This window comes from Pseudomonas sp. NPDC098740 (genome assembly GCF_044760065.1).
Taxonomy (GTDB): Bacteria; Pseudomonadota; Gammaproteobacteria; order Pseudomonadales; family Pseudomonadaceae; genus Aquipseudomonas; species Aquipseudomonas rossensis.
In genome coordinates this window covers 1-25,971 of sequence record NZ_JBIWAM010000003.1, presented here as the reverse complement: position 1 = coordinate 25,971, position 25,971 = coordinate 1, and the positions used below count along the sequence as shown (strand labels likewise).

Here is a 25,971-nt window from a genome sequence, read left to right as displayed (position 1 = left end):
GCCGAGTCTAGGCGTGGGAAGGGTGGACTGAACAGGATGATTGATGAGCGTGATGGTGGAGCAGAGCGCCGACTTAGAAGGCGCCACAAAACAAATGTGGGAGCGAGCTTGCTCGCGATAGCGGCGGCACATCCAAAAAGGATGTGACTGACAGACCGCTATCGCGAGCAAGCTCGCTCCCACAGGGGATTTTTGCAAACCAGGCACCTGTTGCAGGTGCCTGGTTTTATCGCGGTTTAGCCGATAGTCATCAGACTGGCATTACCACCCGCCGCAGCAGTGTTAACGCTCAACGCCCGCTCGATCACCAGACGTTCCAGCGCAATGTTGGTCTCGCCTTGCGACAAACCATGAACCCCAACAATCGCACCGGCACGCTTGGCCACTTGCTGGCAGACCGCACGCAACTGATCGGAATGGCCGTGATGCAGAACCGCATCAAACAGCACTTCGTCCTTGCTCCAGTCGGAAACCAGCTTGATCTTCGCCTGAACTTCCTTTGGCAGACGTGCGAACAACGCCTTGGTCAATTCAGCTTCCGGCCACACTGCCGAGCCACCTACGGCCAATACCGCCGCCAGTTGCGTCAGCAGATCGCCTTCGACTTCCGCCAGGCACAGCACGTGTTCGCGCGGCAGGATGGCGTAGCTGTTGCGCTCGCCGGTCGGGCCGGCCAGAACACGGGTGATCCCGCTTTGCGATTGCGCCGCGAACTGCACGCACAGGGTGCTCAGGTCGGCAAACTTGTTGCTGTCAGCCCAGGCTTGCAGGGCCTTCAGCGGTTTGCTCATGGCATCACGCAGACGAACGTCCGGCGCAGCGATAGCGTCGCCGCGAGCGAAGGATTGTTCGATTGCATCGGTAGGACGCGTCGACAGCAGACGGTACAGATACAGCGGACCACCTGCTTTCGGGCCGGTGCCCGACAGGCCTTCGCCACCGAACGGCTGCACGCCGACCACAGCACCGACAATGTTGCGGTTCACGTAGACGTTACCGGCGTTGACGTTGTCGATCACCTTGGCGATGGTCTCGTCGATGCGGGTGTGCACGCCCAGCGTCAGGCCGTAGCCGGAAGCGTTGATCTGACCGATCAGCTGATCGATGTCTTTGCGCTTGTAGCGAACCACGTGCAGCACCGGACCGAAGATCTCCCGTTGCAGTTCGTCGAAGCTTTCCAGCTCGATCAGCGTCGGCATCACGAAGGTGCCGCGTTTGACTTCTTCGGTGTTGGCAATGGCCACCTGGTACACGCTGCGACCTTTGTCACGCATGCCCTGGATGTGCTTCTCGATACCGGCCTTGGCTTCGGCGTCGATCACCGGGCCAATGTCCACGGACAGCCGCTCAGGGTTGCCGAGACGGCATTCCGCCATGGCACCTTTGAGCATTTCGATGACACGGTCAGCGGAATCTTCCTGCAAGCACAGCACACGCAGCGCCGAGCAACGTTGACCGGCGCTGTCGAAGGCCGAGGACACCACGTCGATCACAACTTGTTCGGTCAGTGCCGAGGAGTCGACGATCATCGCGTTTTGGCCACCGGTTTCGGCGATCAGCGGAATCGGGCGACCTTGAGCATCCAGGCGACCGGCGACGTTTCGTTGCAGCAAGCGAGCGACTTCAGTGGAACCAGTGAACATCACGCCTTTGACCCGATCGTCACCGACCAGACGAGCGCCAACGGTTTCGCCACGGCCCGGCAACAGTTGCAGCACGCCTTCCGGAATCCCGGCTTCGAGCAGCAAACGCACGGCCTGAGCAGCTACCAGCGGGGTTTGTTCCGCAGGTTTGGCCAAGACCGGGTTGCCGGCAGCCAGGGCAGCAGCGACTTGGCCGCTGAAGATGGCCAGCGGGAAGTTCCACGGGCTGATGCACACCACCGGGCCCAATGGGCGGTGGGCGTCGTTGGTGAAATCGTTGCGCGCCTGCACGGCGTAATAACGCAGGAAGTCCACGGCTTCACGTACTTCGGCGATGGCGTTGGCGAAGGTCTTGCCGGCTTCGCGAGCCAGCAGGCCCATCAGCGGTTGAATCTCGCCTTCCATCAAATCAGCGGCACGTTCCAGAATCGCGGCACGTTCGGCGGGCGGAGTGGCCTGCCAGATCGGCGCGGCGCTCAAGGCGCACTGGATCGCATTGTCGACGTCTTCGACGGTCGCTTCCTGCACATGGCCGACCACATCACGCAGATCGGACGGATTCAAAACCGGCGCAGGCGTTTCGCTGCTGGAGGCGCAACCGAGCATCGGCGCAGCTTTCCAGTGGTTGTGAGCAGTGGCCAGCAGGGCGCAGGACAGCGAAGCCAGACGATGTTCGTTGGCCATGTCGATGCCGCTGGAGTTGGCGCGCTCGGCACCATAAAGATCACGCGGCAGCGGAATACGCGGGTGCGGCAGGCCGAAGCCGCCTTCCAGCGTCGCCATCTGCTCGATGCTGGCCACTGGATCGGCCACCAGCTCCTGAATCGAAATAGATTGGTCGGCGATGCGGTTGACGAACGAGGTGTTCGCGCCGTTTTCCAGCAGACGACGTACCAGGTACGCCAGCAGGGTTTCGTGAGTACCGACCGGTGCGTACACGCGGCACGGACGGTTCAACTTGCCTTCGGAAACTTTGCCTACAACCTGTTCGTACAGCGGTTCGCCCATGCCGTGCAGGCACTGGAACTCGTACTGGCCGGGGTAATAGTTCTGACCGGCAATGTGATAAATGGCCGACAGGGTGTGGGCGTTGTGCGTGGCGAATTGCGGGTAGATGACTTCCGGCACCGACAGCAGTTTGCGGGCGCAGGCGATGTAGGAAACGTCGGTGTACACCTTGCGGGTGTAGACCGGGTAGCCTTCCAGGCCTTCGACTTGGGCGCGTTTGATTTCGCTGTCCCAGTACGCGCCTTTTACCAGACGGATCATCAGGCGATGACGGCTGCGACGAGCCAGGTCAATCACGTAGTCGATCACATACGGGCAACGCTTCTGATAAGCCTGGATCACGAAACCGATGCCGTTCCAGCCGGTCAGTTGCGGCTCGAAGCACAGGCGCTCCAGCAGATCCAGCGACAGCTCGAGGCGGTCGGCTTCTTCGGCGTCGATGTTCAGGCCGATGTCATATTGCTTGGCTAACAGGGTCAGCGACAGCAGGCGCGGGTACAACTCGTCCATCACGCGCTCGTACTGGGCGCGGCTGTAACGCGGGTGCAGTGCCGAGAGCTTGATCGAAATGCCCGGGCCTTCATAAATCCCACGACCGTGGGACGCTTTGCCGATCGAGTGGATGGCTTGTTCGTACGAGGCCAGGTACTTCTGGGCGTCGTGCTCGGTGAGTGCGGCTTCACCCAGCATGTCGTAGGAATAGCGGAAGCCTTTGGCTTCGAATTTGCTGGCGTTGGCCAGGGCTTCGGCGATGGTTTCGCCGGTCACGAACTGCTCGCCCATCAGGCGCATGGCCATGTCGACGCCCTTGCGGATCATCGGCTCGCCGCTCTTGCCGATGATGCGGCTCAAGGACGACGTCAGGCCGGCTTCGTTGTGGGTGGCGACCAGTTTGCCGGTCAGCAGCAAGCCCCAAGTGGCGGCGTTGACGAACAGCGACGGGCTGTTGCCCAAGTGCGGGTGCCAGTTGCCGGTGCTGATCTTGTCGCGGATCAGCGCGTCACGGGTGCCTTTGTCCGGGATGCGCAGCAGCGCTTCGGCCAGGCACATCAGTGCCACGCCTTCCTGGGAGGACAAGGAAAATTCCTGCAACAGGCCCTGAACAATCCCGGCACGGCCGCCGGCGCTCTTCTGATTGCGCAGTTTTTCGGCAATCGAGGCGGCGAGCTTGTTGGTGGCTTCGGCCATGGCGATCGGCAGGCGAGCCTGCTCGATCAGCATCGGCACCACTTCCGGCTCAGGGCGACGGTAAGCGGCGGTGATCGAGGCGCGCAGCACCGATTGCGGCAGGATGCTTTCGGCGAATTCGAGGAAGCACTGGTGCGCGTGGTCGGCATGGACTTCGCCGGCGTCGTCAGCGTCTTTGCTGATCAAACCGCTCAGCTCGGTCAGGGTTGCACCACCCTCGAGTTTTTCCAGGTAATTGAAAATTGCCTGCTTGATCAGCCAGTGCGGCGTGCGATCAATCGAGGTCGCGGCAGCCTTGAGGCGCTCGCGGGTCGGGTCGTCAAGTTTGACCCCAAGGGTGGTGGTAGCCATATTTTTATCCTCATGTTTGCCACGACCGCGTGGCATCAGCTGGCGGCAAGATTAGCCGTGCAACCGTCGAGGTGCAACCGGGTGCAACCCTTTTTTTGTCGGAATAATACGCAGCTCGTCAGGAATTAAATTCCGGTACGAACGTACCGCTCCTGCTTGGTGCTTTTGCTTCTAGCAAAACGCTGGAACTGCCCTAAAAGGGAGCAAAAACAGGCTTTTTTCAGATAAATCCGACTAGGTGCAACTTATTCTCGCGAAACTGGTTGCACCTTATTTGCTTTGTTGAATAGCATTCGCGCCCAAGGTGCAACCGGCTAGAAAGTCAGGTGCACCGGCTGATGGCTTTCCTGGGGAAACATCAGTCATAAATGCGTGGGGCTGGAAATCGTCTGAACAAACATTGTCGTTTGTCGGCGTTTCACACCTCGCCGCTACATAAAAACAAAGCCAGGGCATCACTCGAATGAGCGTAAGCAATCCAACTCTGATCACCTTCGTGATCTACATCGCAGCAATGGTGCTGATCGGCTTCATGGCCTATCGCTCCACCAACAACCTTTCTGACTACATTCTGGGCGGTCGCAGCCTGGGCAGCGTCGTGACTGCATTGTCCGCCGGCGCCTCCGACATGAGCGGCTGGTTGTTGATGGGCCTGCCGGGCGCTATCTACATGTCCGGTCTGTCCGAAAGCTGGATCGCCATCGGCCTGATCGTCGGTGCTTACCTGAACTGGCTGTTCGTCGCCGGCCGTCTGCGTGTGCAGACCGAGCACAACGGCGATGCGCTGACCCTGCCGGATTACTTCTCCAGCCGTTTCGAAGACAAAAGCGGCCTGCTGCGGATCATCTCCGCGGTCGTGATCCTGGTGTTCTTCACCATCTACTGCGCTTCCGGCATCGTGGCCGGTGCCCGTCTGTTTGAAAGCACCTTCGGCATGTCCTACGAGACTGCACTGTGGGCTGGCGCTGCGGCGACGATTGCCTACACCTTCGTCGGTGGTTTCCTGGCCGTGAGCTGGACTGACACCGTACAAGCCACCCTGATGATCTTCGCCCTGTTGCTGACGCCGATCATCGTGCTGCTGGCCACCGGTGGTGTCGACACCACGTTCCTGGCCATCGAAGCGCAAGATGCAAGCAACTTCGACATGCTGAAAAACACCACTTTCATCGGCATCATCTCGCTGATGGGCTGGGGCCTGGGCTACTTCGGCCAGCCGCACATCCTCGCGCGTTTCATGGCGGCGGATTCGGTCAAGTCGATCGCTAACGCTCGCCGTATCTCCATGACCTGGATGATCCTGTGCCTGGGCGGCACCGTCGCTGTAGGCTTCTTCGGTATCGCTTACTTCTCGGCGCATCCGGAGCTGGCCGGTCCTGTGACCGAAAACCACGAGCGTGTTTTTATCGAACTGGCGAAAATCCTGTTCAATCCATGGATCGCCGGTGTACTGCTGTCGGCCATTCTGGCTGCCGTAATGAGCACCCTGAGCTGCCAACTGTTGGTGTGCTCGAGCGCACTGACCGAAGACTTCTACAAAACCTTCCTGCGTAAAACCGCTTCCCAGCTGGAACTGGTCTGGGTCGGTCGTGCCATGGTGCTGCTGGTTGCCCTGATCGCTATCGCGCTGGCCGCTAACCCGGAAAACCGCGTGCTGGGTCTGGTCAGCTACGCCTGGGCCGGTTTCGGCGCTGCTTTCGGTCCAGTTGTCCTGATCTCCGTGATCTGGAAAGACATGACCCGCGACGGCGCACTGGCCGGCATCCTGGTCGGCGCGATCACCGTGATGGTCTGGAAGCATTTCGAACTGTTGGGCCTGTACGAAATTATCCCGGGCTTCATCTTCGCCAGCCTGGCGATCTACATCGTCAGCAAACTGGGCGAGCCTACGAAAGGCATGCTTCAGCGCTTCGCCGCTGCCGAGGCAGATTTCCGCCTGAACAAGTGATGGGGATGAGCTGATGCTCTGACCTTTCGCCGAACATGAAAACGGCCCGCGTCCTTTTGGAGGCGGGCCGTTTTTTTTGCCTGCGCCAGGCCCGAGGTATTGAAGTTCCCCTGTGGGAGCGAGCTTGCTCGCGATAGCGTCGGGTCTGTCGACATCAATGTTGAATGAGCAACCGCAATCGTCGGATCGCCGCCCGGAGCAAGCTCGCTCCCACAGGGGTTGGTGGTGGTTTTGAGGGAAATGTCTGTAGCCACATACACCGATTCTTGAAGGAAAAATCTCTAAAAAAGTAGGGCGAATCTGATTTTATTGTCCCTCCATCAATGCCCCTTGTCGCTCATGCAGAATCGCCCGCCTTCATTCTGCAGAGACACATCGGATGTTCGCTCCTGCCAATCAACCGCGTTTCACGTTGACGATCGACGGCGTCCAGAATGAGCTCAAGGTGCTTGAGTTCACGGGCAATGAAGCCATCAGCCAGCCCTACCGTTTTGACCTGGAACTGGTCAGCGAACGGCCGGACATCGAACTCGAAAGCCTGCTGCATCGTCAGGCATTTCTGAGTTTTGATGCGCAGGGTTCCGGCATTCATGGTCAGATTCTTCGCGTTGGCCAAAGCGATTCCGGACAACGCCTGACGGGCTATCAAATCAGTCTCGTGCCGCGTTTGGCCTACCTCGGTCAGCGCATCAATCAGCGAATTTTCCAGCACAAAAGCGTGCCGGCGATCGTCGCGCAAATCCTCAAGGACCATGGCATCCAGCGCGATGCCTTCGAGTTCCGGCTCGGCAGCGACTACTCCCCTCGCGAGTACTGCGTGCAATACGCCGAAAGCGACCTGGCGTTCATCCAGCGGCTGTGTGCCGAGATCGGCATTCACTACCACTTTCAGCACAGCCTCGACGGGCACCTGTTGGTGTTTGGTGATGATCAGACGGTTTTCCCTCGTCTGCCCGAGCCGACGCTCTACCTGCCGGGCAGCGGAATGGCGGCGGATGCGCCGGCCATCAAACGTTTCAACGTGCGACTGGAAACCCGGACGACAGCGGTCACCCGTCGCGATTACGACTTCCGCAAACCGCGTCTGCAACTTGAGAGCGGCCTGGACAGCGAGCAGCGTCCAGTGCTGGAGGACTACCACTTTCCTGGCCAATTCACCGACCGCGAACACGGCAAACATCTGGCCCAACGAGCACTCGAACGCCACAACGCGGACTTCCGTCAGGCCGAAGGTCGTGGCGACGAATCGGCGTTGGTCAGCGGGCACTTCCTGCACCTGGCCGAGCATCCACGTCAGGCATGGAATGACCTGTGGTTGATCACCGAAATCGAGCACCGCGGCCGCCAGCCGCAAGTGCTGGAAGAGTCAGTCACCAGCGACAATCCGGATGATTTCCAGGGCTATCGCAATACCTTTCTGGCAACACCGTGGGACGTTTCGTTTCGCCCTCCACTCGGGCCGGAAAAACCACGCATGCTCGGCTATCAACCTGCCGTGGTGACCGGCCCGGCCGACAGCGAAATCCATTGCGACGAGTTCGGTCGGGTCAAGGTTCAGCTCGCCTGGGACCGTGACGGTCAGCTCGATGAACACTCCAGTTGCTGGCTGCGCGTCGCCACCGGCTGGGCGCACGACCGTTATGGCAGCGTGATGATCCCGCGAGTCGGCATGGAAGTGCTGGTGGGGTTCGTCGACGCCGATGCCGATAAACCGCTGGTGATGGGTTGCCTGCCAAACGCCGCAACCCCGGTGCCGCTCGATCTTCCCGCCGACAAAACCCGCAGCATCTTCCGCAGCCAGAGCAGTCCCGGTGGCGGCGGTTACAACGAATTGCGCATCGAGGATCGCAAAGGCGCCGAGGAAATCTACCTGCGCGCCCAGCGAAATTGGACTCAGCACGTACTGAATGATCAACAGGTGCAGGTCGATAACGCCCGCAGCATCGTCGTCACCGGCACTGCTCGCCATGAGCTGAAGGCCGACGAGCAACGCATCACTCACGGCGAGCGCCAGACCGAAGTGAAGCTGGATGATCACCTGGTGGTGGTCGGTGACCGGCACATTCGCGTGACCAGCCAGGCGCTGAATGCCAGTCAGCAATTCCATGTCAGCGCCGGCCAGCAAGTGGTGATCGACGGCGGTGCCAGCGCGACGATTCAGGCGGGCGGGCAGTGGATCAACATTGGGCCGGGCGGGATCTTCAGCAGCGTGCCGATTCAGGTAGGGGGCGCGTTGATGCCGGCCATGGCTGCTTCGCCGACCTCGCCGGATACGCCGTTGAAACTCGTCGCCGCACCGGCAGCGCTGCTGAGTGCCGCACAGATTCTGAGCCTGAAAAGCGACGCGCCGTTCTGTGAGGAATGTGAGCGCTGCAAGGAGGGTGTCTGTGCAGCCTGATGCCTTGTCACCCCACGCCTGGTTGGATCGCCAACCGCTCAAACCTTCCGAGCAGTTGTTCGCGGTTTTCAGCAACGCGAGCGCCGCTGAACCGTTTAAAGCCTGGCAGCGTTCGATCTCCGCTCAAGCACCCAGTCCGATCTGGGCCGACACCGCTTACGCCGAGTGGGCACCGGTAATGCCCTATGTCGGAATCGTCGCTGCCGGCAGTGAGTTTCTGCAGTGGGTCGCCATGACTGAGTCTCGCGACTGGGGTTGGCTGGCGGTTTCTACTGCCTCTCGAGAAGTGCTGGTCGAGCATTTGCGCAGCCTTACCCAAGTCCTCCTGCCCAACGGTAATGCGGTGTTTTTTCGCTTTTGGGATGGGCGTTATTTGCTGTCGATCCTTCAGTCTGCCGAGGTTAACGCTACGCAGTTAATGCCTGTGATCGGGCGCTGTTTGATCAATGGCCAGCCGCTCGAAATCGGTGGTAATGCGCTGAAAACCTCCCGCTTGTTTCCGTGGTGGGAGGTTTCTGAATCGCTGCTTAAACACCTCGCCTCGGAGTCCGCGACAACCCGCGTCAACAATTTGCTGAAGTGGTTGAGTGAAGACCGCCCTGATCTCTATGAGGCGTTTTCCATGAGCGTGTTGCGTCACAAGGTCGCGAGCTTTCTTGAGGCGCCGGACCTGCCGAAAGCACCGAAACAAGCGTTGGTGGATTACCTGATGGCGGAGCTGAACTGATGGATCAGATTGTGCGTATCGAGCAGGAGCTCGACAGTTTTCCGGACACCCTTTCCCTTTACCGCGAACAGTTGAAGCGCTGGTTCAGTCGGGCGGCGGACAAGGCCAGCCGCGCGGCGGATCTGCCTTCTCTGATGGGCATGGAGCGGATCATCCGCTTCGGCAACTCCAGCACCGCTGTCAGCAGCGGCGATGACGAGTTTTTATCCACCGTCGTGCAGTGTCCGAAGGGCGGAAAGCTAGAGATAGAGAGCAAGTTCGAGTCGGTTTATGACATTCCGGTGGGCAACATTCAGGTCGATGTGATTGCCAGCGATGGCGGCGAAAAGACGCCGGTCACACTCGATAAAAACGGCAAGGGAACGTTCACCGGTACACCCGGCAAGTTCTACCGCGTTCACGTCCACAACGAAGTCACACCGCAGCAAGTTGAAGATCTTTTCTCTTCCTATAACGGCCTGACGAAGGAACTTGAGAAATGGCTGCGTGATGAATGGAAGACGTTTAAACCGAAGTGGTCGGAATCTTCTTCGGTTGCTGTAGGCAATGGAATGCTCGCGGGAAGTTGGGCGGCAATCGAGGGCGTGTGGGACGGCATCGGCCTGCTTTCGGACATCCTCAAGGATCCCGGGAAGTTTGGTGAGCGGTTGGGCGAGAGCGCCGCAGAGCTGAAGAACCTCGCGGAAACCGCCCCCGATGTCATGGAAAAAGCCCAACTGCTGGCCAGTGACGAAGCGGCGCTATGCCTGCTGTTACGCACCGCCAGCCTCTGGTTGGACATGCTGCCGCCCGGCGAGATCGCCGGCAAAACCGCCGAAGCCGTGTCGACGATGGTGGTGCAGCTGTTGATCGATATCCTGATTGGCATCGTTCTGACGTTCGCTGCAGCAGGGGCCGGTATCGCCTATTTGACGATGCGCCTGGCTAATCGAGCTGCGCAATTACTCAGCGCTGTTCTGCGCCTCGTCAAAGCGATTTTCACGATCATCAATGGCTTCATCAGCTACGTCGACCGCTACAAAAAAGTCGCTGCGAGGGGCATCGCGGCCGGTATGAAAAAAGGCCGGATGCAACTGCGCTGGGATGCCAAGCGCAATACCACGCTCAAGCAAAACGACCACCACGACAACGTCCCTGACCAGGCGAAAAACCCCAATGGCGACAGCGCCGATTCCGTTGATAAAACCGCCACCAACAAATGCCCGGTGTCGATGGTCACGGGCGAGGAACTGCTGACTCTGACCGACGGTGCGCTGGACGGGGTTTTGCCGTTCGACTTCACCCGGCTCTATCGCACCAGTGCGGTGGAGATCGATTGCGGGCTCGGATTCGGCTGGAGTCACAGCCTCGCCCATCGCCTGGAAATCGAGGGCGACACCGTCATCTGGATCGACCACGAAAACCGTCGTACGACTTTTCCGCTGCCAAACAGTGAACGCCCGGCGATCCACAACAGTCTGTCGCGGGCAGCGATTTATCTGAGTGACGAGCCGGAAGAACTGACTCTCGCCCAGGCTGGCGACGACGCGCGGTTCTATCACTTTCATAACGGTCGGTTGACGGCGATCAGCGACGTCTACGGCAACCGCCTGCGCATCACCCGCGACCGGCAAGACCGCATCAAACGCCTCGACAACGGCGCCGGCCGCGCCTTGCTGTTGCGCTATGACCGCAGCCATTTGGTCGCCGTCGACTATCAGGTTTTTGTCCCGGCCCAGACCCTCGACGAGGCTTGGCACACCGAGCAGACACTGGTCAGTTACAGCTACGACGAGCGCGATCAACTGATCGAGGCAACCAACGCCGCCGGCGAAAGCGAGCGTTACGACTACGACGATCAGCACGTCATCCTGCAGCGGCAATTGACCGGTGGGGCGAGTTTCTTCTGGGAGTGGGAAAGGTCCGGCAAGGCTGCCCGATGTGTCCGCCATTGGGCGTCGTTTTCGCAGATGGACACGCGTTACGCCTGGGATGACGAGGGCAGTGTCACCGTCCAGAACATCGATGGCAGTGAAGAGGTTTACGTCCACGACGACCGGGCGCGGCTGGTGCGCAAGGTCGAGCTGGATGGTGGCGAACACCTCAAGGCCTACGACGATCAAGGCCGGTTGCTTGCCGAGCAGGATCCGCTCGGCGCCATCACCGAATACCGTTACGACGAAGTCGGACGATTGGTTGCGCTGATTCCGCCGGAAGACGAGCCGACGGCCTACGAGTACCGCAACGGTTTCCTGCACGCGCGGCACCGCGGTAAAGCCGTGTGGAAATATCAGCGCAATGCTCAGGGCGACATCACCGAAGCGACCGACCCCGACGGCCATGTCAGCCACTATCACTACGATGAGAAAGGGCTGCTGCTGTCGATCCGCCACCCGGACAACAGCCGGCATGTGTTCGTCTGGAACGCCTTGGGGCAACTGCTCGAAGAAACCTTGCCCGACGGCGGTCAGCGGCGGTTTTCCTACGATGCGTTGGGGCGGCAGATTACCCGTCAGGACGAACACGGTGCCGTTACCCAGTACCAATGGGATGCCGTTGGCCGGCTGATCCAGACGACGCTTCCTACAGGCGCCAGCCGCGCGTTTAGCTACAACGCCTACGGCAAGATCACCGCCGAACGCGATGAGCTGGGTCGCATCACCCGCTACGAATACATCGACGACCTGCACCTGGTCAGCCGCCGTATCAATGCCGACGGCACCCAACTGAAGTACCGCTACGACAACGCGCAGCTGTTACTCACGGAAATCGAAAACGAATCCGGCGAAAAATACCTTCTGGACTACACGCCCAATGGCTTGATCCGACAGGAAACCGGATTCGACGGCCAACGCACGGCGTACGCCTACGACCTCAACGGCCAGTTGCTGGGGAAAACCGAGTTTGGCGAGGACGGTTCGCAGCTGGTGATGGCTTATCAGCGGGATTCGGCCGGACGATTGCTGGTCAAAACCCTGCCCGACGGCATCAAGGTTGAATATTGCTACGACAGCCTCGGCCGGTTGGTCAGTGTCGATGACGGTCACGACCATCCGCTGGAGTTCGAATACGACCAGCAGGACCGCCTGATCACTGAGCATCAGGGCTGGGGCACGCTGCGCTATGGCTACGACGCCTGCGGTCAGCTCAATCGCCTGCGCCTGCCGGACGGCAGCAAACTCGATTACCACCACGCCAAGGGCGGTGCGCTCACGGCCATCGACCTCAACGGCGCGCGCCTTACCAGTCACCAATTTGCCTTCGGCCGCGAACAGCAACGCCAGCAGGGGCAGCTGCTCAGCGAATATGCCTACGACGATCAGGGCCGATTGAAGGCCCACGCTGTCAGTCAACAGCACCAAACACTGTATCGCCGCGACTATGCCTACAGCACCAACGGCAATCTCGACAGCATCGCCGACACCCGTCACGGCCAACGCAATTACCAATACGACCCGCTCAACCGCCTGACCCGCGTCCGTCACACCCGCGACGACCCACCGGAAAGCTTCGCCCACGACCCGGCGGGCAACCTGCTGATGCAGGATCGTCCCGGCCCGTCCACCGTCAAAGGCAATCGCCTGCTCATGCAAGGCGACCGCCATTACGACTACGACGCCTTTGGCAACCTCATCCGCGAACGCCGAGGCACCGGGCAAAAACTCGTCACCGAATACCGCTACGACTGCCAGCACCGCTTGGTCGGCATCACGACCCCGGACGGCCGCAGCGCCAGCTACCGCTACGACGCCTTCGGCCGCCGCATCGCCAAAACCGTCGACGGCAACACCACCAAATTCTTCTGGCAGGGCGACAACCTCGTCGCCGAAAGCAGCCGCGAGCACTACCGCAGCTACGTCTACGAGCCCGGCAGCTTCCGCCCCTTGGCCATGCTCGACGGCAAAGGCCCGCGCAAAGCTTGCCCGTTTTACTACCAACTCGATCACCTGGGTACGCCGCAGGAACTCACCGATTTTGGCGGCGAGATTGTCTGGTCGGCGAAGTACAACGCCTACGGCAAAGTCACTCGCCTTGCGTACGGTGGGGGAGAGCAGCTCGAGCAACCGTTACGGTTTCAGGGGCAGTACTTCGACGCCGAGAGCGGCCTGCATTACAACCGTCATCGGTACTATGATCCGGAGGTTGGTCGGTATCTGACGCCAGATCCGATCAAGTTAGCGGGTGGGCTAAACCAGTATCAGTACACGCCGAACCCGACAGGGTGGGTTGATCCGTTGGGGTTGAGCGGGAATTGCCCGCCACCGAATAAGCCGGGGTGTAAGGCGCCGGATGATACGACTGGTGTTAAGGTTGATGAGGGTGAGCCTGCGCTGCCGAAAATGGCGGTTGAGCAGCGACGAGCAAGAATTGATGAGTTATCAGAGTCGGTTTTTTATAGGCGCTTGAAGGAAATGGAAGAATCGATTGATGGTGCCCATTTTCAGCAGAAACATGGAGCTCAAACAACCCTGCAATCCCAGCTTGATCGGGTGAAGGAAGGCAGAAATCCCACGACGGGCGAAATAGAAAGGTACGAGAAAGGAAAGAAAAAAGGCGAGCCCGTCATTCCTTCTGCCGCGACGCGTTTTCTCAGTCATCGTGATCAATTTAATGCAATACAACGTGCTCAGTTAATTTTTAGGCAGAGTGGTATAGATGCTTCACGACAACCTATTGAAATGGGTAAAAAAATAGGTGAAGGATTTAAAAGGGAGGGATTGCAGTATGGTGAGCAGACTAGAGCGGTCGTCATACTGGACAAAAATGGTAAAGCTAAAACTTCATACACGGAATTTGACTGATGAATAAGCCCTACACACTGTGGAGTATACGAGGTCTGCTTTTTGTTTTTGATATTGAAAATACACATGATTTGGAGCGGGAGGAGATTATTGTTTCGAAGAATGTGAATGATGACAATGAACTTGCTGAGCTTTTTGACGCCTTGCTACGCCCGGAATTTTTTATTTATAGTGAGCAAGAGCGCATTTCATTAATCGACACTTTGTCTTACTTTTTAGAAGTGGGTAATAGTTTTGATGAGGTTTTTTCAAAGATGGATACGTATTTTGATGATGATGTTAAAGATCAAAGGCGGTTTATGACAGTTCTCATTAATTGTTTGGAGCGGTATCAAAAACAAGGAAATGGCAATAATTAATTCCTGCAGAACGAGACAGCCTGATGTCTGAACAGACAAGTTTGCAACAAAGGTATCAACAAAGGGGGCGGATTTATTTTTGCTGCCAGCTTCGAAGGTGTTGTTAATATTGATAATGGCAGCAAATAAATTCGTCCGCGTTTTGTCCGTATTTTGCTTTACATTTTTAGTGTTTTATTGTGCTTTGTTATGATCGGTGTTTGAAGAATGACGTTATTAATAGCTATTAGAAAATGGATTGCTATAGTGCGAGCTATGTATAAGAGTCGGGCAGATAGTTCGTGTGCTGCTGCTCAGCAAAAAACCACTAGCTGCGAACTTTATGGTGAAAGAAAGAGGTGGAGAGCCGTTCCAAGCTCTAAGTTTATAAGTCATAGAGCGCAGCTGAATGCTTATAATGAAGCGATGACAAGGGAGACTAGAAAAATGTCTCGTTTTACTGGGGAGGATAGTAAAGGAAATTTGGTAGTAAGAATGGAGGCTGAAAATGTAGGCCAGGGATATGAGCCTAATCCTTTAGACCCAGAAAATCCGCGTTTCATTCCGCAGATGAATGCCTTTGAGATGAAGTTTGACTTCGAGACATTACAGCCTTTGGCGCTTTATCCAATAGAGAAAATCTAATGCTGATGCATCCATATCTGAATGTTCAATATAATCCAAGCTTAGGACATTTTCTCGGCGGGTTCGATATATATGATCGCGAGGAGAGTCTTGGGGTTGAGTTGTCGTCGTACGATCCTGAGTGTCCTTCAGATAGAGGATTTTTGATATCTCGGTTTATTGTCAAGCGCTTCGCTGCGTTGAGTTATCGGCACAAGTTTGTTTTGTTTTTTGTGTTGGGAGAGGCTCTTGGTGGTGACTCGAGTGTTTTTTCTGAGATTTTGGAACATGATCCGATGTCTCCCTCCTTGCTCCCTCCTGGGTGGAATGAAATGAAAAATCCGAGGGCGTTTTTTGAAGATGTGTACCTCAAGTTATCCGAGGCGTGGGTTGAAGATCTATATAAAGCGAGCCAGGAGGACTTTTCAACTTGGTGAGGCTAGTGCTTAAGCTAGTCATGAATTTCTGAAAACTTAGAAAAATAAATAAGTCTGTCCCCTTTCTTGTGTCCACTTCCTTGGTTTATGAGTGATATTTAACGGACTCTACTTTGAAGATAATGAAATCTACTCGCTTTGATGATATCGACCACGATTTTGGATATGAGTACCGTGGTTGTAACTACGACATACAGAACGAAGAGGATGTGTTTCTGATCAGAATTTACGATGACGAACCCGGACAGGCAACGGTAGTACGTCCGGCTACAATGTCTAAAAGCGGTAGCCTTAGAAAGCTTGTTGAGTTCTTACAATCCGAGCTAGGAGTGTCCAAGATCTATCTCTACAAAGGCGATTTGGGGAGCTACGCCGAGATAGATCTTGATAGCTTGGCATTCTGCTTCGTCTGAAGTCGGCGGCAAGAGAGTGGCGGGCATTTTTTACACACTCTTGGCCGAATTCTGGCGTTGCTGAGCGGCAGCTATAGGTGGTGGATTCAACAGGTGGCGAAATCAAGCCAAGCTTCAGTGAAGCCTTTCGCCACGTTTGCTTTTTGAGCGAAATTTCTGGGCAAGTTCTTCGGAAGTTTCCTTCAATCCGCGGCGGTTTCCATGAACTGGTGCGAAATGTTTTCCATCGATAGTCTCTGGTGGTCACTGAAAATTCAGTGGCGGGGTGTAGGAACCCTTCAATACTAGAGAGGACGCTTTGGCGTCGACACCTGAATTGCGGCCATCAACGTGCGTCCGTAAGATCAGTTGCGGCGGCTGTGCGCGGGCACGCTTCGGTGTGGTCGAGTTCTCTGGTCTCGATATTCCTACCCCGCGTATAGCTGCCACCCAAGCCTGTAGGAAGGCCGATGGTAGCGACCATTTACTACCAGAGGTTTCAAAAATGAAAAGTCTTCACCCCGACCCACCCTACGTAAAACCAACCCCCCATCCCCAAAGCCGCTTCATGGCGCTCACCAGTAATTGCGACGACATGCCAACCCTGTTCGTCGACACCCAAGCGCCGCTGGATGTTTTGTATGACGCTGCCAACTACCGAATTCGTGCCGTCACCCAGGTGATGGAGAACTTGTCCATGCGCGGTTCGATTGAGTGTCAGTCCTTCATTCTTAGTGATTTTGCTTTGCTCTGTGCCATTCCGTTGCGGGATGGGTGTGATGTGCTGGATGTGTTAGGGCGACGATTGAAGGCTCGGCCTTAGGAGTAACTCCGGACGCTTTCCCTGATGCGATTCAGTCAAACAACTCTGGCTGAGTCGCACGAGTTGTAGCAGCTAGCGAAGCCTGCGTCCGGCTGCGCAGCAGGCGTAAAATCAGCACTCGCGATTTTTCAGACACGCCGTGCAAGCAGGGTTTACGACTGCTGAGCAGCCGGACGCAGGCTTCGCCAGCTGCTACAGGTTGTGTGGCAGCTTGCCCGCTCGGCTGTGAGGTCCTGACGTTCGCCTCGCTTCAAGGTAAACTTCCCGCCCTTCGCAGGAGCAGCCATGAATTATCGTCACGCCTTCCATGCCGGCAATCACGCCGATGTGTTCAAACACCTGACTTTGACCCGCATCATCGCTTTGATGTCGCGCAAGGAGCAGCCGTTTGCCTATCTCGACACTCACGCCGGCATTGGTCTGTATGACCTGCAGGGTGATCAGGCGAGCCGTACCGGTGAGTACCTGGAAGGTATTGCGCGTTTGTGGGATCAGCCGGATCTGCCGGCGTTGACCGCTGATTACATGAAGGTGCTGCACGACATGAACCCGGATGGCCAGTTGCGCTATTACCCGGGGTCGCCGGAGTTGGCGCGGCGTCTGACGCGGCCGCAGGATCGGGTGATGCTCAACGAGAAGCATCCGGAAGACGGTTTGCTGCTCAAGGACAACATGGCCGGTGACCGTCGGGTGAAGGTGCATCTGGGTGAAGGCTGGCATGTGCCGCGTGCGATGTTGCCGGTGCAGGAGAAGCGGGCGGTGATGTTGATTGATCCGCCGTTCGAGCAGCTGGATGAGATGCAGCGCTGCGCGGCGTCGCTGAAAGAGGCGATTGGCCGGATGCGGCAGACCGTGGCGGCGATCTGGTACCCGGTGAAGGACCAGCGCATGTTGCGTCGTTTTTATCAGGATCTGGCGGGTACGGGCGCGCCGAAGTTGTTGCGGGTCGAGTTGCTGGTGCATCCGCTGGATACGCCGAACAGTCTGAATGGCTCGGGGCTGGCGATTGCGAATCCGCCGTGGGGTCTGGAAGAGGAATTGCGTGAGTTGCTGCCGTGGTTGTCCAAGAAGTTGGGGCAGACACAGGGTGGGTGGCAGATGGATTGGTTGATTGCCGAATAGGGTAAATCGACAAGCAAGATCAAAAGATCGCAGCCTCGTTTCACTCGACAGCTCCTACAAGGGAATGCGTAACCCCGTAGGAGCTGTCGAGTGAAACGAGGCTGCGATCTTTTGCTTTTTGGGGGTTAAATCGGGCAAGTCACGCCTGTACCGCCAATCCCGCAATACCCTTCAGGGTTTTTCGCCAGGTATTGCTGGTGATAAGCCTCGGCGAAGTAGACCGTCGGCGCTTCTTCGATTTCGGTGGTGATGGTGCCTTTGCCAGCCTTGGTCAACTCGGCCTGGAAAACCTGCTCACTGTGCTTGGCGGCTGCCAACTGAGTGGGGTTGGTGGCGTAGATCACCGAACGGTACTGCGTGCCGATGTCATTGCCCTGACGCATGCCTTGGGTGGGGTTGTGCAATTCCCAAAACATCTTCAGCAGCTCTTCGTAGCTGACTTTTGCCGGCTCGTAGACCACCAGTACCACTTCGCTGTGGCCGGTCAGGCCCGAGCAGACTTCTTCATACGTCGGGTTCGGCGTGAAACCACCGGCGTAACCTACCACCGTACTGACCACACCTTCACGCTGCCAGAACTTGCGTTCCGCGCCCCAGAAGCATCCGAGGCCGAAGATCGCGAAATCCACATCGGTGACGAACGGGCCCAGCAGCGGGGCATCGTGGACGAAGTGTTTTTCCGGCAGGTTCATTGGGGTTTCGCGGCCAGGCAGAGCTTGTTCTTTAGTCGGGAGCACGTTTTTGTTCACCAGGATTTCCGAGCGCAAGACCATGATCAGTCCTCTCAGTCAGGTTGGGGATGTAGGTAGTCAGACCGCCAGTTTGCCCAATTATCCCTGTGGGAGCGAGCCTGCTCGCTCCCACAGGGTTTTGTGCAATGACTGAAGAATGTCAGGCGATCGGGCCACGCGGATAGCGCTTGAGCTTTTCGATCAGCTCTACGCCGGGGATCGGACGGTCGAACAGGTAACCCTGGCCGACGTCGCAGCGGTGACGTCGCAGGAAGGCCAACTGCTCGGCGGTTTCGATGCCTTCAGCCACGACCTTGAGTTTCAGGTTGTGGGCCATGGCGATCACCGCGGAGGTGATTTCCATGTCGTCCTGGTTGTCCGGGATTTCGTGGATGAAGCTTCGATCAATCTTAATGATGTCGATCGGGAATTTTTTCAAGTAACTGAGCGACGAGTAGCCGGTGCCGAAGTCATCCATGGCCAGGGTCAGGCCCAGGCGCTTGAGCTGATCGAGCTGCAAGTGGGTGTCTTCGGTGGCTTCCAGCAGCAGGCCTTCGGTGAGTTCGAGTTCCAGCAGGTTTGCCGGCAGTGCTTCTTCTTTGAGGATGTTGGCGATGGACGACACCAGGTCTGGGTCGGAGAACTGCTTAGGCGACAGGTTGATTGCCACCTGAAGGTTGCCCAGGCCAGCGGCGGTCAGGTCTTTGCTCATGCGGCAGGCTTGGCGGGCGATCCATTTGCCGATGGGAATGATCAGCCCGGTTTCTTCGGCGACGCTGATGAACTGGTCCGGGCGGATCATGCCTTTTTCCGGATGGTTCCAGCGCAGCAAGGCTTCCATCCCGAGCAGGCGACCGCTGCGCAGGCAGAGCTTGGGCTGATAGAACACGTCCAGCTCGTTCTGGGTCAGGGCGCGGCGCAGGTTGTTCTCGACGAACAGCTTGTAACTGGCCTCGGCATTCAGCGCTTCGGTGAACACCTGAACCTGGTGTTTGCCGTTGGCCTTGGCCTTGTGCAGCGCCAGGCCGGCGTTGCGCATCAGGGTTTGCGGGTCGCGGCCATGTAAAGGCGCGCAGGCCAGGCCCACGGAGCCGGTGACGCTGATCAGCTGGTTGTCGACGAACATCGGCTTGTCGAGGGTCGCCAGCAATTGATTGGCAATCTGTTGGCCCGCACGCAAGTCGGTGTCGTCCAGCAACACGGCAAATTCGTTACTGGCGAACCGCGCCAGGCTGCCACTCGGGCTCAGGCTGTTGCGCAGGCGTCGGGCCAGGCTGATCAGCAGTTTGTCGCCGGTCTGGTGGCCGAGGCTGTCGTTGATCCGCTTGAAGTTGTCGATGTCCACCAGCAACAAGCTGATCGGGGTATCGCTGTCTCGGGCGAAACGTTCATCGAGGTTGCGGATGAAGGCCGGGCGGTTGCCGAGGTTGGTCAGGTTATCGGTGTAGGCCAGGCGCTCGATGCGCTGCTGGGCGAGCTTGGTCTGGGTGATGTCTTCGTAAATGCCGATGTAATGCGTCAGCTCGCGGTTGTCGCCGTAAACCTTGGAAATCGACAACTGGCCCCAGTAGGGTTCGAGGTTTTTACGGCGGCTTTTGAATTCGCCTTGCCAGCTGTTGCTCTTGGCCAGCGCCGAGGGCGCGTCGAATAACAGTTCGCTGAGGTTTTCCAGTGCCGGCAGTTCCGACAGCCGCTGGCCGTGGACTTCTTCGGTGGTGTACTGGGTGATCGCCGTGAAGCTCGGGTTGACGTATTCCACCACGCCATCGCAATTAACCAGCAAAAAGGCGTTGGCGCTTTGCTCTACCGCACGCTGGAACAGGTGCAGGGCGCTGGTGGCGGTGCGGCGGTTGTGGTTGTTGATGACTTGGGCAAACTGATCCGCCAACTCACCGGCGAAAGCAATTTCGTCCGATTGCCAGGCGCGGGGCGTACCGGTCTGTTCCAGACACAGCACGCCGACCACTTGGCCGTCGACGCGAATACTGGCGTCGAGCATCGCATTCACATCACGCGAGCGCAGGTGTTCGGCCATTTCCCGGGTGCGCGGGTCGCGCATGGCGTTGTGGGCGTCGATGGCGCGGCCGGTGTGCAAGGCTTCCACGTAGTCGGGGAAGTGACTGACGTCGATCGACTCAGGCAGCAGGTATTCCTGGCTGGCGCGGTGATAGGCCGAAATTGGCACTAGCAGTGAACCTTCGAGGTTCCACAGGCTGGCGCAGTCGATTTCGTAAATGTTACAGGCACTGCGAGTAATCAGTTCGGCGGCTTCTTTCAGGGAGTTGTTGCTGCTGTAGCGCTGGCGGGTCAGCAGCAGGATCAAGTCTTGCTGGGCGCGCACCCGGTCCAGGTGCAGAAGCTGTTCCTGCTGGGCGCGCTGATTGAGTTCCAGGGCGATTTGCAGGCGAGAGTTCTGGGTTTCGAGGTCCAGGGCCGGCAGCAGTTGCTCGCCCTCGAACAGGCCGTCGACTACCAGCAGGTAGCCGCGCAGCAAATGTCGATTGTGTTGTTTGTAGGCTTCGCCCAGTTCCAGCAGGTTCAAGGAGCCTGCGGCGGTGTGCAGGGTGTAGCGGATCAGGTAGTGCGGGCTTTCAGTGAGTTGTTGCTGTACCGCGTCATGCAGCTGATAGCGCGCTTCGGGCTCCATCAGGCTGGCGTAGGGCGAGCCGACCAGAGCACAGAGCTCCACGGCTGGCAGCCCGAACTGTCGTTCGCAATTGGGATCGAGAAACAGCAGCGCCCAGCTCGCTTCATTCAGCCGTTCGAAACGCAGCATGCCGAGCCGCGAGGGCACAGGCAACTGCGTCACTACCTCGGCCACCATACGGCTGGCGGCATCGGGTTGGCTCTTCATATGGAGGGAAACTCACTTCGAATAGGCTGATCGCGCCGGGCTCTCGCCCTCTTAACTGTTGTCTGCGGCAAGGTTGCATCATTGCGGCACTGACTGACAAGAGACATGAAGGCCAAGTGCTATAAGAATATGTCGGCAGGAGGACGAATTTCTCCAGCAGTCGGCTAAAAGTAATGCTTCAAGCCGAAAAGATCGCAGCCTTCGGCAGCTCCTACGTTGGGATGGTGTACACCCTGTAGGAGCTGCCGAAGGCTGCGATCTTTTGCTTTTTTAACGCAAGGGGATACTGGTGGACTGCAAAAGCTTGCCATCCCGATCGTGAAAATTGACGCGAATCTGTTCGTTATCGACAGTCAGATGAGCAAAGTTGTCCTCGCTGACCACCTGGCTGGTCAGTTCATGCTGATAGTCGCCAGCGACTGTTCGCGCCAACGGTTGATCGAGGATGAAAGTGGAGGCCTTGGCGTACGGCAGCAGTTTGCTGTTGCACAGGGGGGAGGAGACGATGGTGTGCACCTCGAAGTCCGGGTCCTCGCTGTGGTTCAGACGACTTGTCAAAGAGCCGTGGACATCGCCGGAAACGAAGAAGACGTTCTTGATGCGGTGTGTACGAATGGTCTCCAGCAGCCGCCGACGTTGTTCGGGAAAGGCTTTCCACGCGTCATCGCCGTGGGCTTTGCGGTCGGGGTAGAACATCACGCTGGTGACCACGAATTTGACCCTGGCCGGGCTGTGAACCAGCCATTTGCACAGGGCCTGTTCCTGCTCTTCGTCGAGGATGCGTCGATCATTGGCCGACAGGTTGCGTCGGGTTCGACTGTCAGTGACAAACCATTCGATATCGCCTTCGGCGAATTGATACCAATAGTGTTCCAGTTTTCTATTTATTTGCCCGTCGGAAAGAAGTTGATGTGCCGGGCTATGACTGGCTTGATACAACTCATACGCCGCGATGGCGTTTTTGTATAAGTAGGCGTCGGCCTTACTTTCGTTGGCGGGCCAGTTGTCTTCAATTTCGTGATCATCGAGGATCATGTAAGTCGGCACGCCGGACATTAACTTTGCAATATTGGGTTGGGAAAAAGCTGCGCGGTACTTACTGAGTATTTCCTTGTATTCCCGATCGGGAGCAATGACGTTCAGGTCATCGACATAGATTTGATCGCCGGTCATCAACATGGCGCTGATGGGCGGTTCGGCCTGCTGCGCCAGATTCGTGATCGAGGCGAAAATCCTGTCCCCCAGATGCGGTGCAGACGGGACGCCAGCGGTCATGCGCAGGTAACGACATGAACCGACGATATAGGCCCGTGGAATCGTGGCTTTGCTGGACTGCGTGCGAAACCGGTAGATATCCCGCGGCCATTGCAGCGGCAGTTCCTGAACCGTTTCCACGGTGTGCACCGGGCTCATGGGGCTGAACCAGCCTGCCTGGTATTCGTACTCGGTATCGGTGGCAAGGTCGTTGAGTGCAATCACATCGGACATATCACGCAAGATCGTCAACTTTGCAAATACACCTTGGGACCAGCGCTCTTCGCCAGGTCGGCGATAACGAATGCCTGCAAATACCGGTGCATTGTTTTGAAGTTCGCCGCGCAAGAAGATGCGTGCATGATTAGTTGTAGTGTGGCCAATAATAGGGCCGACAGTCGGTTTGAACATGTTCGAATCCATTCGAATTGATGCTAACTAAGCAAGAGAGAGTGATGGAAGTTTTGGCGATAATTAGTTGAACTAAGCTTAGTTATTGGTTCGCAAAAAATATCGAGCAGAAGTGGACTGGAGTTGTGGGCGACGTAAGCCGCGAATGTAGGAAAGGGGTGTTGGGTGACTTTCTTCCAGGCAAAAAAAGCCCCGCCAAACTGGCGGGGTTGAGGTACGAGCGTGGCGCTCGGAAAACGTGGAACGCGACGGGCCCTCCGGTGAAGGAGGGCCGATCGGTGTTACAGCAGGATGGTGCGGATGTCCGCCAGCAGATCGCTCAGACGCTTGGTGAAGCGTGCAGCAGCGGCGCCGTTGATCACACGGTGATCGTAGGACAGCGACAGTGGCAGCATCAGTTTCGGCTGGAAGGCTTTGCCATCCCAGACTGGCTGGATGGTTGCCTTGGAAACACCGAGGATCGCCACTTCCGGCGCGTTGACGATCGGCGTGAAGCCGGTGCCGCCAATGTGGCCGAGGCTGGAAATGGTAAAGCAGGCGCCTTGCATGTCGTCAGCGGTGAGCTTTTTGTCGCGGGCTTTGGCGGCCAGCACGGCGGCTTCGGCTGCCAGTTGCAACAGGCTCTTCTGGTCGACGTTCTTGATGACCGGTACCAGCAGGCCTTCAGGGGTGTCGACGGCGAAGCCGATGTTCACGTACTTCTTGCGGATGATCGCTTTGCCGCTTGGTGCCAGCGAACTGTTGAAGTCCGGCAGTTCCTTGAGCAGGTGCGCGCAGGACTTGAGCAGCAGCGGCAGGATGGTCAGCTTGACGCCAGCCTTCTCTGCAACGGCTTTCTGAGCGATACGGAACGCTTCCAGGTCGGTGATATCAGCCGAATCGAACTGAGTCACGTGCGGAATGTTCAGCCAGCTGCGATGCAGGCTCGACGCGCCGATTTGCATCAGACGGGTCATCGGCACTTCTTCGGTTTCACCGAAGCGGCTGAAGTCCACGACCGGAATCGGTGGGATGCCCGCGCCGCCGGTTGCGCCAGCAGCAGCGGCCGGTGCTTCCTTGGCCTTCTGCATCATGGCTTTGACGTAGACCTGCACGTCTTCTTTCAGGATGCGACCGTGCGGACCGCTGGCGCCGACGGCGTTCAGCTCAACGCCGAATTCACGGGCCAGTTGGCGTACAGCCGGGCCAGCATGAACCTTGGCGCCCGGCTTGGCCGGTGCAGCAGCCGGTGCGGCCGGTGCCGGAGCAGCAGGCGCAGCGGCGGCTGGAGCTGGAGCACTAGGAGCAGCAGCGGCCGGAGCCGGGGCAGCAGCAGGCGCAACGCCTTTGACTTTCAACTTCAGGATCAGGTCGCCGGTACCGACTTCGTCATCCAGCTTGATGGAAACGCTTTCCACCACGCCAGCGGCAGGCGATGGAATTTCCATGCTCGCCTTGTCGGATTCCAGGGTGATCAGCGACTGATCGGCTTCAACGGTATCGCCGGCCTTGACCAGGACTTCGATGATCTTGGCCTTGCCCGACGAACCGATGTCCGGGACATGAATGTCCTGAACGGTGTCGGCAGCCGGTGCAGCAGGCGCGGCGGCTGGAGCCGCAGCGGCGGCCGGAGCAGGCGCAGCAGCCTGGGCTGGCGCGGCAGCAGCAGGGGCCGCAGCACCTGCCACTTTCAGTGCCAGAATCAGGTCGCCAGTGCCGACTTCGTCGTTGAGCTTGACGCTGATGCTTTCGACCACGCCAGCGGCGGGCGAAGGGATTTCCATGCTGGCCTTGTCGGATTCCAGGGTGATCAGCGACTGATCAGCCTCGACGGTGTCGCCGACCTTGACCTGGATCTCGATGATCTGGGCCTTGCCCGACGAACCGATATCCGGCACGTGCACTTGCTGGGTGGTTGCAGCAGCAGGCGCGGCAGCTGCAGCTGGAGCTGCGGCGGCAGGAGCAGCCGCAGCCGGTTTCGCTTCAGCTTTGGCCGCGGGCGCAGCGGCAGCCGCAGGGGGCGGTGTAGAGGCCGGGGCAGCGGCACCTTCGACTTCCAGCTCCAGCAGTTCGTCGCCTTCTTTCAGGCGATCACCGATTTTTACTTTCAGGCTTTTGACGATGCCGGCCTTGGGCGCAGGAATTTCCATGCTCGCCTTGTCCGACTCAAGCGTCAGGATGCTCTGGTCGGCTTCGATGCGGTCGCCGACCTTCACAAATAGTTCGATTACTTCACCTTCACCGCTGCCGATGTCAGGTACGCGAATGAGTTCGCTCACAGAGTGTCTCCTCAGCAGTCCAGTGGGTTGCGTTTTTCCGGGTTGATCCCGAACTTGGCGATGGCTTCAGACACCACCTTAGGTTCGATATCACCACGGTCAGCCAAGGCTTCCAGGGCTGCCAACACCACGAAATGACGGTCGACTTCGAAGAAGTGACGCAGCTTCTTGCGGCTGTCACTGCGGCCGAAACCGTCGGTGCCCAGGACTTTGAATTCCTTGGACGGGACCCACTGACGAATTTGTTCAGCGAACAGCTTCATGTAGTCGGTAGACGCGATGACCGGACCTTGACGGCCGTTCAGGCACTCTTCGACATAGCTCAGTTTTGGCTTCTGGCCCGGGTGCAGACGGTTGCTGCGCTCTACGGCCAGGCCGTCGCGACGCAGCTCGTTGAAGCTGGTAACGCTCCAGACGTCAGCGCCAATGTTGAACTCTTCACGCAGAATCTTCGCCGCTTCACGCACTTCACGCAGGATGGTGCCGGAGCCCATCAGCTGAACGTGGTGCGCCGCTTCGCGGGTGTCTTCCTCGAGCAGGTACATGCCCTTGACGATGCCTTCCTCGACACCGGCCGGCATGGCTGGCTGCTGGTAGGACTCGTTCATCACGGTGATGTAGTAGAAGATGTCCTGCTGCTCTTCGGTCATCTTCTTCATGCCGTCCTGGATGATCACCGCCAG

The 25,971-nt window shown here is 57.8% G+C and carries 15 protein-coding genes; 9 read left to right on the top strand and 6 right to left on the bottom strand.

Annotated features, from left to right (window positions below):
* Positions 1 to 236: 236 nt before the first annotated feature.
* Positions 237 to 4,190, bottom strand: a complete 3,954-nt coding sequence (putA, locus tag ACIQU2_RS04500; RefSeq protein WP_403138946.1) for a trifunctional transcriptional regulator/proline dehydrogenase/L-glutamate gamma-semialdehyde dehydrogenase — start codon at positions 4,188 to 4,190, stop codon at positions 237 to 239.
* 463 nt (positions 4,191 to 4,653) lie between these two features.
* Between putA and putP the strand changes: the two genes are divergently transcribed.
* The 9 genes from putP to ACIQU2_RS04455 all read left to right on the top strand — a co-directional run bounded on the left by putP (position 4,654) and on the right by ACIQU2_RS04455 (position 17,780).
* Positions 4,654 to 6,138: a sodium/proline symporter PutP gene (gene putP / locus ACIQU2_RS04495; protein ID WP_403138943.1), complete on the top strand. Its 1,485-nt coding sequence runs from the start codon at positions 4,654 to 4,656 to the stop codon at positions 6,136 to 6,138.
* 379 nt (positions 6,139 to 6,517) lie between these two features.
* Entirely contained in the window at positions 6,518 to 8,536 is a 2,019-nt protein-coding gene (locus tag ACIQU2_RS04490; RefSeq protein ID WP_403138941.1) for a type VI secretion system tip protein VgrG, read from the top strand.
* Entirely contained in the window at positions 8,526 to 9,263 is a 738-nt protein-coding gene (locus tag ACIQU2_RS04485) for a DUF4123 domain-containing protein (protein WP_403138939.1), read from the top strand. Before ACIQU2_RS04490 ends, ACIQU2_RS04485 begins: the two co-directional genes overlap by 11 nt.
* Positions 9,263 to 14,044 (top strand): RHS repeat-associated core domain-containing protein, encoded by a 4,782-nt coding sequence (locus ACIQU2_RS04480; RefSeq protein ID WP_403138937.1) that lies wholly within the window; start codon positions 9,263 to 9,265, stop codon positions 14,042 to 14,044. The genes ACIQU2_RS04485 and ACIQU2_RS04480 overlap by 1 nt, the downstream gene beginning before the upstream one ends.
* Complete coding sequence (locus tag ACIQU2_RS04475; RefSeq protein ID WP_403138934.1) at positions 14,044 to 14,403, top strand: hypothetical protein; 360 nt, start codon at positions 14,044 to 14,046, stop codon at positions 14,401 to 14,403. Before ACIQU2_RS04480 ends, ACIQU2_RS04475 begins: the two co-directional genes overlap by 1 nt.
* 207 nt (positions 14,404 to 14,610) lie before the next feature.
* Entirely contained in the window at positions 14,611 to 15,027 is a 417-nt protein-coding gene (locus ACIQU2_RS04470) for a hypothetical protein (protein ID WP_403138932.1), read from the top strand.
* Positions 15,027 to 15,443 (top strand): hypothetical protein, encoded by a 417-nt coding sequence (locus tag ACIQU2_RS04465; protein ID WP_403138930.1) that lies wholly within the window; start codon positions 15,027 to 15,029, stop codon positions 15,441 to 15,443. Before ACIQU2_RS04470 ends, ACIQU2_RS04465 begins: the two co-directional genes overlap by 1 nt.
* Positions 15,444 to 16,340: 897 nt before the next feature.
* Entirely contained in the window at positions 16,341 to 16,658 is a 318-nt protein-coding gene (locus ACIQU2_RS04460; protein WP_403138928.1) for a hypothetical protein, read from the top strand.
* 285 nt (positions 16,659 to 16,943) lie between these two features.
* Positions 16,944 to 17,780, top strand: a complete 837-nt coding sequence (locus tag ACIQU2_RS04455) for a 23S rRNA (adenine(2030)-N(6))-methyltransferase RlmJ (RefSeq protein WP_008149676.1) — start codon at positions 16,944 to 16,946, stop codon at positions 17,778 to 17,780.
* A 125-nt stretch (positions 17,781 to 17,905) separates the two neighbouring features.
* Here ACIQU2_RS04455 and msrA read toward each other — a convergent pair whose 3' ends face one another.
* From msrA to ACIQU2_RS04430, 5 genes are all read right to left on the bottom strand, one after another.
* On the bottom strand, positions 17,906 to 18,553 hold the full coding sequence (gene msrA / locus ACIQU2_RS04450; protein WP_403138926.1) for a peptide-methionine (S)-S-oxide reductase MsrA: 648 nt from the start codon (positions 18,551 to 18,553) through the stop codon (positions 17,906 to 17,908).
* Between the two features lie 118 nt (positions 18,554 to 18,671).
* Positions 18,672 to 21,365, bottom strand: a complete 2,694-nt coding sequence (locus tag ACIQU2_RS04445; RefSeq protein WP_347802518.1) for an EAL domain-containing protein — start codon at positions 21,363 to 21,365, stop codon at positions 18,672 to 18,674.
* 270 nt (positions 21,366 to 21,635) lie between these two features.
* Complete coding sequence (locus ACIQU2_RS04440; protein WP_403138921.1) at positions 21,636 to 23,030, bottom strand: alkaline phosphatase D family protein; 1,395 nt, start codon at positions 23,028 to 23,030, stop codon at positions 21,636 to 21,638.
* A 281-nt stretch (positions 23,031 to 23,311) separates the two neighbouring features.
* Complete coding sequence (gene aceF / locus ACIQU2_RS04435; RefSeq protein ID WP_403138919.1) at positions 23,312 to 25,288, bottom strand: dihydrolipoyllysine-residue acetyltransferase; 1,977 nt, start codon at positions 25,286 to 25,288, stop codon at positions 23,312 to 23,314.
* A gap of 11 nt (positions 25,289 to 25,299) precedes the next feature.
* On the bottom strand, positions 25,300 to 25,971 hold a 672-nt coding region (locus ACIQU2_RS04430), incomplete at its 5' end, for a transketolase-like TK C-terminal-containing protein (protein ID WP_403138916.1).